Origin of the sequence: Streptomyces sp. NPDC051987 (genome assembly GCF_040680735.1) — a bacterium.
GTDB lineage: Bacteria > Actinomycetota > Actinomycetes > Streptomycetales > Streptomycetaceae > Streptomyces.
Map to the genome: position 1 here is coordinate 57587 of NZ_JBFAXI010000045.1, position 11598 is coordinate 69184.

Below are 11598 nucleotides of genomic sequence, written 5' to 3' on the forward strand. Positions count from 1 at the left end.
AAGGGGAAAAGGGAATCCGAATGAATCGGGGATCCAGGCGGACATCTCGTACCGGTGACGGCATGCGCGCCGGCCGACCCCACGGGGTCCACCACGCCGAACACCACGTCCAGCGCGCACCGCACGCGAACCATCCCATACAGCGGGCCGACGCGGGAATCATGCTTTTCCTGGCGCGAAATCAAGAAATCTTGTACGGAAACAGGGAGTTCTTCCGGCAGTTCGGTGCAACTGCCGACGAACTGTGCGGTCGGCAATTCCCCGACCTCGTCGCACCCACCCTGCGTGAGCCTCTGACCCGTCACCTCACCGAATTGTTCCACGGGACAGCGGACCGGTTCCGCAGTCGAATCGTGGTGCCGAGACGGGACGCCTCACCCCTGACCGGCGCCCTCAACGCCTGGGTCCTGCGCGGCAGCCTGCCAGGCGGCGCCGCGGCTGTCCTCTCCGTTTGCACGGCGCGCGAAGCGGCTGCCGGCGGTGTCGACGACGCCCGGAGCCTGAGCGAGGTCGACGGCAAGATCCTGGAAGGAATCGCCGTGGGCCTGACCTCCGAAGTCCTGGCGTCGCGTCTGTTCATCAGCCGCCAGACCGTCGAATACCGGATCGGCAGACTGTTGCGGGAGCTGAGCGTGTCGAACCGGGTGGCGCTGGTCGCACGCGCCTACGCGGTGGGCGTTCTGCGAGCGGACGTCTGGCCGCCCCGGGTGAACGGCGACGTCGCGCTGTAGGAACCCCCATGGTGGTGAACTCCACCCGCGCGCCCGGCTGTGTCCATCAGGCGGCCGGATCAGATTTTCCACGAGGGCTGCGTCGCCCGCCGGGAGGCGAACCGTCGGCGTCCCGTGGGACGGCAGCACGCTCCTGTTCCCCGAAAGGCAAGTCCCGCATGAGAACCCCCCGATGCGCACCCTTCGCGCAACACACCTCGCGGCGCGTCGCGAGCGTGACCTGTGGTGCGGCGGTCGCCGTAGGTCTCCTGCTCACCACCGGCTGTTCCGCAGGTCCGGCAGCCGGCGCGCCGGACGTGACACCGACCCCGCCGGTCATCGCGGCCACGCCGACCGCGCCCGCCTCGGGATACGACGGACTGATGCGGCTCCCGCTGTCCGCCTACGGCACCTCCGAGCACGCCGACGACCTGCTGTTCCGGACACGCAGAGCACTGGTCATCCGCTGCATGAGGAAGCGAGGGCCCGCAAGCTACTCCGGCCAGAACATGACCCGGACCACCGCGAGGACCAAAGAGGAGAGAGAGGCGGTCCGTCCGGCCGGCGCCTGGGGCTACCTCGGCCGTGCGACCGCGAAGCGGATCGGGTTCCACATCGGAGTACGGCCCCCGACCGCTGCCGCGCGCCTGACCGGCCAGGCGGCGAAGGACGGCAAGGCCTGCCTCGACGAGGCGGTCGGCCGACTGCCCGATCTCACGGGCACCCAGGGCTGGAAGCTCACCCAGAACCTCTTCGGCCAGTCGTTCCAGCAGGCAGGTGCGGACGGCCGGGTCAGCGACGCACGCACACGCTGGTCCGCCTGCATGAAGGCGGCCGGGCACCCGTCCGACGACCCCGAGAAGCTGGCCGACAGCCCCTGGAACACGGCGAAGCCCACCGCCCGGGAGATCGCCGCGGCCGGCGCCGCAGAGTCCTGCACACGGTCGTCCGGCCTTGCTGCCGTCTACTTCGCCGTACTCGCCGGATACCAGTGGCAGCTCATCTCCGCCCATGCCACCGCCCTGACCGAATACCAGAATCAGGTCCAGAAACAGACCGACCAGGCAGCACGTCTTCTGGCCGCGTCTCCCGCGGCCTGACGGACCGTCCCGGCGTTAGAAGAAAAACTAATCAACACGTCTTCCGGTTGATCGACCGAAGACGCCTCTGCAAGCCTACGTTCGGTCACGGTCGCACCGACAATCGGTCGACCTCGTTCGGGCGTCAGCCTGGGTCGTTCTCATCACGGAATTGAGATTCTGCATGAAGTTGAGCTTCAAGAAAATCGCGACGGCCGCGGTCATGGCCACCGCGCTCGCCACGGTCGTCACCAGTCCGGCATCTGCCATGAATCCCGTGAACTGCGGGGACCGCACGGACTTCCTCCGCGTCACGGAGAATTTCTCGGCGGACCACTGCTACGCGAACGCAGGGTCGGTCAGTTATGGGAACGGCATCTGGGTCAGCAAGATCAGCAGCGGCAACAACGACATCCTCTGGATGGCGGACGGCTCCTACCATGACCTGGCCCGCTGGAACGTCATCACCTGGCCCTCCGCCGGCACCGTGAAGCTGCAACTCGTCGCCATCAAGACCGTCTGAACAAGGATGTCGTCCTGGGACGCCTTGCGAGCGTGAAACGGACGTAGCCAAGAGGCCGTATCGGAACGCCGATACGGCCTCCGCCGACCTTTTGGCAACACCGCCCGGTCGAGCCAGGCGCGGCCGTCCTCGGCGGTGGGCCGGATCAGGCAGAGGTTGTCCGACGCGTCGAAGAGCGCCGGTCGAGCGTGGCAAGCACGGTATTGGCCGTGACCACGACGGCGAAACCGATGGCCCACGCGTGCAGGCCCATGGTGTACAGGGCAGCTGCTGCGGCACCGAAAACCAGCACCTTCACGGTCAGGACGCCCGCCAAGCGCACCGGTATGCGGGCCTTCGGGGCGGCGAACAGTCCCCACAGGACAGCCGCCGCTGCGGGAGCGGCAACAGCGAGAAGGAGACGCGCGGCTGCGGTGTCCATGGCCTGCCACCCCCACCGGGCGAGGACGGCGAGGGCCACCACTTCCAGCAGGAACGCCAGCCCTTCGTTGATCACGCGCAGGGAGGTGGGGAGCGTCATCGGATGCCATCCTTCGTCATGCGTGGGGGCTGTCGTGGGAAGAGGACCGCCTCGTCGACAGGGGTGCCTCGGCGGAACCGTGGAAAAGGACAGCCATGCGGTGAGGTGGTGGCTGAGGCGGCTGACACGGGGGCCGCCGAGAGAGGGCTCGCCTCTGTGGGCGCCGTCATCTTCGCGCCGATCGCGTACTTCCAGCCGATCGCCCGCGCCGCCGTCGCCGCGTCCCGGTCGGTCAGTTTCTCCGCGAACCGCGCCCCCGTTCTCCGCGAACCGCGCTTCCGTGACCAGCGACCGCGCCTCCGGCCGCCGGACGGCCCCTTCACGCCGCACGCGCCTCGGTGACGGCCTGCTCCGGGACGCGGCAGTCCGCCCGACCTCAACGACATCGCTTGCCCTCCCCGTGGCCGAACGACACGACTGCCGCGGAGACGATCATCCCGCAACGGCAGGACACGGCGTCGAGAATTACCGCAGCGGAGTCAGCGGCGGCCGGAGCCGGGACGAGCTGCGGCTTCACGACCGGTGAGCTGGCGGCGACCGGGACGGGCATCGCGGGGTGGGGGGCGCTCTGGCCGGTTTCGTGGAATGGATGAGTACCGAGGAAGTGGACGCGCTACGCTCGGCGCTCCGAGCGGTGAAGAGGCGGAGCAGCGCATGATCACAGCCGCGGGGCTGGCCGGATACGCGGTCCTGGTGGGTGTCGTGGTGCCATCCCTGCTGGCCAGGGCCGCGTGGGTGCACCGGGCGCCGGCTGCCGCGGTCCTGGCGTGGCAGGGGCTCATGGTCACGTTCGTCGTCGCCACCGCCCTCTCCGTGTACCACGTGGTGACGGCCGAACAGCATGCGCACGACGGACTGATCGGCCTGCTCACCGCATGCGGACTGCCTGCGGACGCCCCTTCTGCGGGCGGTGCGCCCCCCACCGTCGGCGACGCCCTGGCGATCGCGGCACCCGTCATGGTCGTCCTGCTGCCGGCCGCATGGCTCATCCGGTGCGTCTGGCGGGCGCGACGTGCCGTCAACCGGCAGTTGGACGTGCTCACTCTCGTCGGCGAACCCGCGCCCGAGTACGGCGCCACGATCGTCGACCACGGCATTCCCGCCGTGTACTGCCTGGCCGGGCGCCGCGCCCGTGTGGTCGTCACCAGCGGCGCGCTGGACGTCCTCACCGACGAGCAGCTGCGCGCCGTACTGGACCACGAGCGCGCCCACATCGCAGGCAGGCATCACCTGGTGAAGATCCTGGTGGACGCGTTCTCGCGCGCGTTCCGCGGTCTGCCGCTCGCCCGGCACGCCAAGGAGCAGACCAACCTGCTGCTGGAGATGATCGCGGACGACCGCGCCCTGCGGCATCACTCCAGGGACGCGCTGGCGACGGCGATGTACGAGGTCGCGGCGGGACGAGCGCCCGCGGCGGCCCTGGGTGCGGGTGGCTCGGGAGTCCTCATCCGGCTGCGGCGCGTCCTTGCGCCGCAGCCCCGGCCGCACCGCGTCGCATGGCTGAGCATTGTTGTGGCCACGATCGTGGCTCCGCTGCTGCCCCTGACGATCGCGTGCGTGCCCTGACCGCTGGAGGACCCACCTCACACCAACGGTTGTGCGTTCCGCGCAGGAGGAACACCTGACCGGGAGGGCCGACCGCCTTCCTGGAGGCGCCGGCTGCCGTCGTCCCCAGGAAGCGGTGCGCCCGCGGTGAGGTGCGGACGGCATGGGAGCAGTTCCTCTGCGCGGGGATCAGGCTGCGCGCCGGGCGCTCTTCTGCGCTCACTGAGGGAATGACGGATCCGTGGGGGCCCGGCAGGGGTCCGCGACCGCGGCGGGGCATGCCCGCCGGCTTCAGTGCTTGGTCAGGTCGGCACGTGAGGAGTGCAGCACCCGCAGACGACGCTGGTACTCCTCTTCGTCGATCTCGCCACGCGCGAACCGCTCGGCGAGCAGCTGCTCGGCGGAGGGCGGCGTCGGCTGTGTCCAGGAGGTGGCGTCGTGCGAACCGCCGGGCGCGGGTCGGTTCAAGGCGCGGAAGAGCAGCACCGAGACCGTGATGAGCAGGCCCCAGAACACGATCATGCCCAGGGACATGCCGAACCATCCCCACCCGCTCATGTCACGGTCGTACCAGAACATCATGGCAATCACTTCCTGATCGGAGAGACCGACGTGGGCTGCAGCTGCCGCCGTGAGTGGCGGTGTACGACCACCCTGCTGCCACTAAAGGAGTTAGTGCATAGGCCGGGCGGCCCTGTGTGAGGGGCGGGTGGGCCCTTGCTGGGCGTGGGCAGGCGTCTCGGCTGTCGCTCTCGCCGCACTGGGACGATGCCTGCCGCGCAGCGCGGGGCGCGGGCGGAGGCGGAGCGGAGAAGGAGGGCATCGTCCCGGCCTCGGGACGTTCTCCGAGCCGGACATCGACTGCCGCATCGACGGCGCCGGTGGCCCCCTGGCGTGGGCGCCCCGTCTCACCGACGCCGGTCGAGGGCCTCGCCGCATGCTCCGGGTAAAGGTCTCGTCATGCGTGTCTCCTGCGTCTGAACGGTCCACCGTCTACGAACGTACTAAGGGCATCAGTAGATAACTCGTGTGACAACAAGGGAGAACTCCGTGTCCCGGCACCGCATTGCCCTCGTCATGGCCTCGGGCCTCGCCTCGGCGTTGCTGCTCACCGCGTGTGGATCGTCCAGCGACAACTCCACGAACGCCGGTGCGGCCGCACCGGCGACCTCCGCAGCCGCGGAGGCCACGGCACCCGCCGACAGCGGTACGTCCACCCCGAGCAGCGGCACGGGTCATATGGTCAGCACGAACATGCTGATGTCCAAGACGATGTCCGGCATGGGGGCGGTGATCACCGACGCCCAGGGCTTCACGCTCTACCGCTACGGCAAGGACCAGGTGAACATGTCGATGTGCACCGGCAGTTGTGCGGAGACGTGGATGCCGGTCATGGCCGACGGCACCCCTCAGGGGATGGGCCTGCAGGCCAAGGTCGGTGTCCTCACCCGTGACGACGGCATGAAGCAGGTCACCCTCGCAGGCTGGCCGCTGTACCGCTACATGGGCGACACCAAGGCCGGTGAGATGAACGGTCAGGGCAAGGACGGCGCGTGGTTCGCTGTCACGCCGGCGGGCAAGGAGATGGCCGCCTCGGGGTGACGGGCGCTGCCTGCCCTACGGCGGCCGGTCATTGCCGATGTGGTGTGTGCAGCCCGATCGGCAGACGAGATACCCGGCTGTGCCCGCCCACTCCGTGGGCGCGACGGCCGGTGTGGAACACACCTCCGCCGCCATGACCCCGATGGTCGCCCCGGCCGGGCACGGTACGGCCCTCAAGGCCGAGAACACGGCGATGGGCCATGACAGCGGTGCCTGTCCGGGCCCCGGCACGCGGCACTGCCCGGCCGGGGCGTAGGCACGGCGAAACTACCGCCGCTGTCACCATAGTCCGTCCGGACGCCTTCCCCGGCATGCCTGCCCGGCGCGATCCGACCAGGACGTCACACCGCTGCGCGCGCCATGCTCGACCTCGGCGGCGGGATCACGGCCACCCAGGCCGCCGTTCGCGCCGGCAGTCCTCCAGCAGCGCCAGTTACGTGTCGCCGCGTTTTCCCGCGTTGCGCAGCGCCTTGCGGAGCGCGGTGATCTCGGCGGAAGACATCTGGTCCACGAAGTGGGTCAGCGCCACCGGGCGGTCCTCGCTGGCACTCAGGGCGTCCTCCATCAGGGCGGCCGCGTACTCCTCCCGAGTGCGGACCGGTTCGTACAGCCAGGCCCTGCCGTCTTTCTGCTCGCGGACCAGCCAGCCTTTGCTGTGGAGGATGTTGGCCACGGTCATCACGGTGGTGTAGGCGACGGGCCGGGTCCGGTTGATGTCGTCCACGACCTCGCGCACGGTCGCCGGGCGCTTCCACTTCCACAGACGGTCCATGATCTCCGCCTCCAGATCACCCAGCCGTCGCATGTCCAGTGTCTCCTTCTGCACCGCGGTAAGAGGAGTCATCGTAAAGGCTGCAGTACGGCCGGTGGGGTGGCCCGAGTGCGGACGAGCCCGACGTGGCCGCCTTGAGCCTGTCAACAGGGTCGGTGCTCGCCACTGACGAGTTCCCGGCCACCGCGACCGGCTACCGGGCTCTGCGAAGCCCCGCCCGCGCCAACTCGGCAACCACCTTGTCGGCGTCCTCCACGGCTGCCTCAAAGTCCGGGCCACCTACGACGACGCGACCGCCTGGTCGCACCACGCCCCAACCCCTGCCGCTTGACCCCAAAGGACATGGGGTGTCCGACCTGGCAGAGTGACCGGCTCCCAGGCAGGAGAGCGCCTTCGGCGAGAGTTCCGCCAAGCGCGTAAGCCTGGCACCGGGAACCCGGTTCGTCACGGTTGCGTCTCTCGGTGCAGCACCACCGACTTGGTATCAATTCCCGTAGCGGCCACGGCAGATCACCCCATGGCCTTGAGGTGGAGGAACCAACTTTGCGCCGTGGCTACAAGTGGGTGGACCGCGAGCTGGCCCGCATGGATCCGGACACCGAGTGGGAGAGGATGATCGCGCTCTACGTCAGCCACCGGGTACCCGAGTTCGCCCTGGCCATGATGATCTATCCGGGAACCATGCACATGATGCAACCGTCCCTCGGGGCGGCCACGTTGGACCACACGCGAAAGCTGGAGACGAAGCCGTACCGGCGCTTCCAGGACGGCAACGACTTCCTGGTGGCCTGGATGGTGGACGGCGTGTCCAGCTCGGCGGGCCGCGCAGCCGCTGAGCGGCTGAATCGCATGCATCTGGCCGTGGCCCGAAAAACGCCGCACTTACCCGGCAACTTCGACGACGTCGACGACTTCGTCTATCCGTTGGTCCTGCTGGCCACCTTCGCCCACCGACTCCAGACCTCGCTGGGTCTGCCCGGTGTCCCCGAACACATGCGACGCGCTTGGCACCACTGGGCGCAGGCCGTCTTCCGCGTCCTGGAACGCGAATCCGGACCCCTCGCGGAGGAGCCCTTCCCCGAGGACTGGCAGGCGATGGAGGAGTTCGCCCGGAAATTCGACTCCCGGCCCTACGAGCCGACCGATTCCGGGCACCGTGTCGCCACCGCGATGATGAATTTCTTCGCCGAGCGCTGGTTCCCGGCCCCCCTGCATGCCTTCGGCCGTGATCTGACCCGCTACCTCGCTGGAGAACGAGTCTGCCGACTGCACCGGATCGGCTGGATCGGGCCGCGCCGCGAGCGAGTGATCCGCCTGTTCCTCAGGACGCTGTTCCTCGCCCACCGTGTGCTGCCTGACGCCCGCACACCGCTGCCCGACCGCCTCCGCCGGACCCGGCGCACCAACACCCAGCTCAGGGAGCTTGAAACCCACTCCCGCCAACGGCCTTCCAGTACAAGGTAGTTGACTGCACAAGGCCAGCTGGGTGCTCCGCTATGCTCGGCCCCGTTCGAAGACAACGACGTCCGTCGGGCACCCAGGCCGCCGGAAGAGAAACGTGAGAGAGTCCGTGATATCCGGAGAGAGCGATCACCAGGCGGCGAGTCTTTCGGAATCCGGCTCGGATCGAGTGATCGCCGGCCGGTATCAGCTCCACGAGGTCCTGGGCCGCGGTGGCATGGGCACGGTATGGCGGGCCCATGACCACCTGCTGGACCGCCCGGTCGCCGCGAAGGAACTGCACATCCTTCCGAGCGGCGACGAGGAGCACCGCGTCCGGATCCGCCGCGCGATCCGTGAGGCGCGCGCGGTCGCCCGGGTGCCGCACCCGCACGTGGTCGGCATCCATGACCTCGTCGAGGGCGAGGACCGGTTGTGGATCGTCATGGAACTCGTCGACGGGCCATCGCTGGCGCATCACATCGCCGAGTCCGGACCGCTCGCGCCGCAACACGCCGCCGCACTCGGGCTACAGCTACTCGACGCGCTGGCGGCCGTGCACGCCGCCGGTACCCTGCATCGCGACGTCAAGCCCGCCAACGTCCTGCTGCGTCGCGACGGCAGCGCCGTCCTCACCGACTTCGGTATCGCGGCCCTGGACGACGGCGAGTTCCTGACGACCACCGGGGAACTGGTCGGCTCCCTTGAGTACATGGCGCCGGAGCGGGCGATGGGAGCGGAGGTCGGCCCGGCCTCCGACCTGTGGTCTCTGGGCGCGACCCTCGCCACGGTCTGCGGTGGTCAGTCTCCGTTCCGTCGACCCGCGAGCCCCGCGACGCTGCACGCGGTGGCGTACGAGGAACCCGCTCTGTCGGACCGGCTGGGCCCGCTGCGCCCGGTGATCGAAGCGCTCCTGCGCAAGTCCCCGGACGAGCGCCCCTCGGCAGCACGTTCTCGTTCCGCCCTGCAGCGGGTCGCGGCGGGGGAGGCGGAGGCGGGGGCACTGCCGTCGGCGACGGTGCGGGTAGCGCGGCCGTCGACTCCGCTGGCCGACGCGGACACCGTGACCAGCGGCCAGGAGCGGCTCGTACCGGCCGGGGAGACAGTGCCGACGGCCCTGCGCACCGCGTCGCTCAGGCCCGCTCCCCAGCAGGCGTCCCGCTCGGCGGGTCCGAAGCGGCTGCTGTGGGCGCTCGCCGGTACTGCCCTGCTCGCGGCGGGCGTCGTGGGCGGTCTTTTCCTCACCGGGACCCTGCCGCCCAAGGACGGCCCGAGGACGACGACCGTCAGTCAGGTCGTCCAGGCGGCGAACAGCTGGCAGCCGGTGGCCGGAGTCTCCGTGCAGCGGGGGGACGAGGTCACCGTGCGCTTCGTCAGGGGACGGTGGACCGCCGACTACCGGAACTGGCCCCTGACCGGGCCGAGCGGATACGACGCAGCCACCGACAGGGCGATGTCCGGTGCGAACAGCTGCAAGGTCAAGTCCGCGGCCCCGTTCGCCTCCCTGCTGGCGCGTCTCGTGGGCAAGAACGACTCCCCGGTTCACTCCGTCGGGCAGAGGCTGACCTTCCAGGCTGCCGGAAAGGGCACCCTGCAGCTGGGGATGAACGACACCGCCGGGTCCTGCTCCGAGGACAACCGGGGCTCGCTGACCGTGCGGGTGAGCGTCACCCACGGGTCCTGAGGGCGGCAGCGTCGGCCCCGCCACCGCTCCGGCCTTCCACTGCTCCGTCGGCAACGACACCGACGCCTGTGCTGGACTGACTCCTGGAGCCGGCCCACATCGCAAGCCGGCGAGCGGGACTCCGGCAAGCGCCCCGACAGCGCCCCCGCGCTCCCCAATACCACCAACACGACGGCCGATTGATCGGTTACACCCTCACGTAGGATGCCACCCCGCGCATCCGCACCGCGGCCGCAGCGACTACGTCAGCCGGATGAGGCGAGCTGACAGGCTCACTCGCGGACTACGACGGCCTGCTGCGCCATGGAACACGGGGGTTGCGACACCGCGGTCGCGGTGCTGGATCAGCCGGCCTCTCGGCACCGGAGAGTCCCGGCCCCGACACCAGTCGCACCAGTCACACGTAGTGGTCAGACACTGTCTGGGACGGTGGGAGTGCCTGACGGGACTGCCGGGGCAGGACGCGTCCGCCAGAGCCTGCGCACCGCATCCGGCTTCCGCAATCCGGCGGGCGCCGTCTGCTCCGAGCCGCCGCCACGGCTGAGGTGCACACCGATCGCCGACGTCGCCAGGCTCAGCACGGCGGCTGCGCACCGGGCGATCCGGAAGTCGCGACGTGAGGTGGCATCGACGTGGGAGCCGACCACCGCGACGAGAACGGTGACGCCGATCGCGGCGGACTCTGGCGGCCTGCCCGGGGACGTCACACGTGCGCGGGAGCGGCGCGCAGGAGCCAGGCGCAGTCTGGATAGTGGAGGTGGGTTGCCGTGGCGCACAACGAAGCCATTTCGCCCGTCGCGGGTGCGGCAGTACTGGAAGCCCTGTTCCACCAATCCCCGACCGGCCTGATGCTCCTGGACACGCAACTGCGGATCCTATGGATCAACGTCAACACGCCGGTCCTGAAATCGGGCGCTCCTGAAGAGATCATAGGCCGGCACTTCACCGACGTATGTGACCTTTCCGCGCCCGGTGAGGTCGAGGCGATGCTGCACGGCGTGCTGGAGAGCGGCGCGCCCGCTCGGGGGCGACGATTGGGGGTGCGTCCGAAGGGCGCGCCGGGGCCGGAGTACCGGTTCTCCGTCTCGGCATTTCGTCTTGAGGACGCGCAGGGCAGGATCCTGGGAGTGCTGACGGAGACACATGGTGTCACCGAATGCGAAAAGGTACGCGCCCGTCTGCGCCTTCTCGGCTCGGTGCGCGATCGCGTGGGACAGACCCTCGACGTTGTGGCCACCTGCGAGGATGTGGTGCAAGCGGTGGTGCCGGACCTCGCCGACCTCGCCGTGGTGGAAGTGGTGGAGGCAGTGGTGCGTGGCGAGGAACCTCCGCCGAGTCCTCTCGGACGGGAGGTGCCGCTGCGCCGTGCGGCCTTCGCCCGCAGTGGCGGCGAGGACCAGGTCCAGGCACATCCGGTGGGTGACGTGCGGGCTCTGCCGTTCCCTACGCCCTACGCCCAGACACTGGCCGACCTCAAGCCGCGCCTCGTCGCTCTGGGTCCCGACACACCTTGGCTGGCGGCCGTCCCGCAGCGCGCCGAGGCGATCCGCGCCTCCGGTGCCCACAGCCTCATCACAGCACCTCTGACCCTGCGGGGAAAAGTGCTGGGACTGATGAGCCTGTACCGCACTACTGACCTTGAATGCGTAATGTCGTCATGCTGGTTGGCGTCGGAGGCCGGTGCCGGTGAGGCAGCCGTCGAGGACGTCGGGGCGGTACTGGA

12 protein-coding genes are annotated in these 11598 nt (G+C 69.4%); 9 read left to right on the forward strand and 3 right to left on the reverse strand.

The genetic code is table 11. The features are described from left to right. The first annotated feature begins 62 nt into the window (after nucleotides 1–62). The 3 genes from AB0M11_RS23945 (at nucleotide 63) to AB0M11_RS23955 (ending at nucleotide 2312) form a co-directional block, all read left to right on the forward strand. Complete coding sequence (locus AB0M11_RS23945) at nucleotides 63–731, forward strand: LuxR C-terminal-related transcriptional regulator (protein WP_365708660.1); 669 nt, start codon at nucleotides 63–65, stop codon at nucleotides 729–731. A 215-nt stretch (nucleotides 732–946) separates the two neighbouring features. After that, nucleotides 947–1810: a hypothetical protein gene (locus tag AB0M11_RS23950; RefSeq protein WP_365708662.1), complete on the forward strand. Its 864-nt coding sequence runs from the start codon at nucleotides 947–949 to the stop codon at nucleotides 1808–1810. 169 nt (nucleotides 1811–1979) lie between these two features. Continuing rightward, nucleotides 1980–2312 (forward strand): beta/gamma crystallin domain-containing protein, encoded by a 333-nt coding sequence (locus AB0M11_RS23955; protein WP_365708664.1) that lies wholly within the window; start codon nucleotides 1980–1982, stop codon nucleotides 2310–2312. A gap of 145 nt (nucleotides 2313–2457) precedes the next feature. Here the strand turns inward: AB0M11_RS23955 and AB0M11_RS23960 are convergent, their stop codons facing one another. After that, nucleotides 2458–2832 carry a YrdB family protein gene (locus AB0M11_RS23960; protein ID WP_365708666.1) on the reverse strand — a complete coding sequence of 125 codons (375 nt, stop codon included), beginning with the start codon at nucleotides 2830–2832 and terminating at the stop codon, nucleotides 2458–2460. Between the two features lie 654 nt (nucleotides 2833–3486). On the opposite strand from AB0M11_RS23960, the gene AB0M11_RS23965 reads away from it, so the two are divergent. After that, nucleotides 3487–4398, forward strand: a complete 912-nt coding sequence (locus AB0M11_RS23965) for a M56 family metallopeptidase (protein ID WP_365708668.1) — start codon at nucleotides 3487–3489, stop codon at nucleotides 4396–4398. A 270-nt stretch (nucleotides 4399–4668) separates the two neighbouring features. On the opposite strand, the gene AB0M11_RS23970 is transcribed toward AB0M11_RS23965, so the two are convergent. Next, nucleotides 4669–4959 (reverse strand): SHOCT domain-containing protein, encoded by a 291-nt coding sequence (locus tag AB0M11_RS23970; RefSeq protein WP_365708692.1) that lies wholly within the window; start codon nucleotides 4957–4959, stop codon nucleotides 4669–4671. A 468-nt stretch (nucleotides 4960–5427) separates the two neighbouring features. Here AB0M11_RS23970 and AB0M11_RS23975 point away from each other — a divergent pair, with 468 nt between their 5' ends. Together AB0M11_RS23975 and AB0M11_RS23980 are read left to right on the forward strand one after the other, a co-directional pair. Beyond that, nucleotides 5428–5979 carry a hypothetical protein gene (locus tag AB0M11_RS23975; RefSeq protein ID WP_365708670.1) on the forward strand — a complete coding sequence of 184 codons (552 nt, stop codon included), beginning with the start codon at nucleotides 5428–5430 and terminating at the stop codon, nucleotides 5977–5979. Nucleotides 5980–6058: 79 nt separating this feature from the next. After that, complete coding sequence (locus AB0M11_RS23980) at nucleotides 6059–6235, forward strand: hypothetical protein (RefSeq protein WP_365708672.1); 177 nt, start codon at nucleotides 6059–6061, stop codon at nucleotides 6233–6235. A 177-nt stretch (nucleotides 6236–6412) separates the two neighbouring features. Here the strand turns inward: AB0M11_RS23980 and AB0M11_RS23985 are convergent, their stop codons facing one another. Continuing rightward, a complete protein-coding gene (locus AB0M11_RS23985; protein WP_365708674.1) occupies nucleotides 6413–6784 on the reverse strand; it encodes a BlaI/MecI/CopY family transcriptional regulator in 372 nt (123 codons plus the stop codon). 429 nt (nucleotides 6785–7213) lie between these two features. Here AB0M11_RS23985 and AB0M11_RS23990 point away from each other — a divergent pair, with 429 nt between their 5' ends. From AB0M11_RS23990 to AB0M11_RS24000, 3 genes are all read left to right on the forward strand, one after another. Further along, nucleotides 7214–8215 carry a DUF2236 domain-containing protein gene (locus AB0M11_RS23990; protein WP_365708676.1) on the forward strand — a complete coding sequence of 334 codons (1002 nt, stop codon included), beginning with the start codon at nucleotides 7214–7216 and terminating at the stop codon, nucleotides 8213–8215. A gap of 166 nt (nucleotides 8216–8381) precedes the next feature. Next, on the forward strand, nucleotides 8382–9875 hold the full coding sequence (locus AB0M11_RS23995; RefSeq protein WP_365708678.1) for a serine/threonine-protein kinase: 1494 nt from the start codon (nucleotides 8382–8384) through the stop codon (nucleotides 9873–9875). 767 nt (nucleotides 9876–10642) lie between these two features. Beyond that, nucleotides 10643–11598, forward strand: a 956-nt coding sequence (locus tag AB0M11_RS24000; RefSeq protein WP_365708680.1) for a PAS domain-containing protein, incomplete at its 3' end; no start/stop codon positions are given.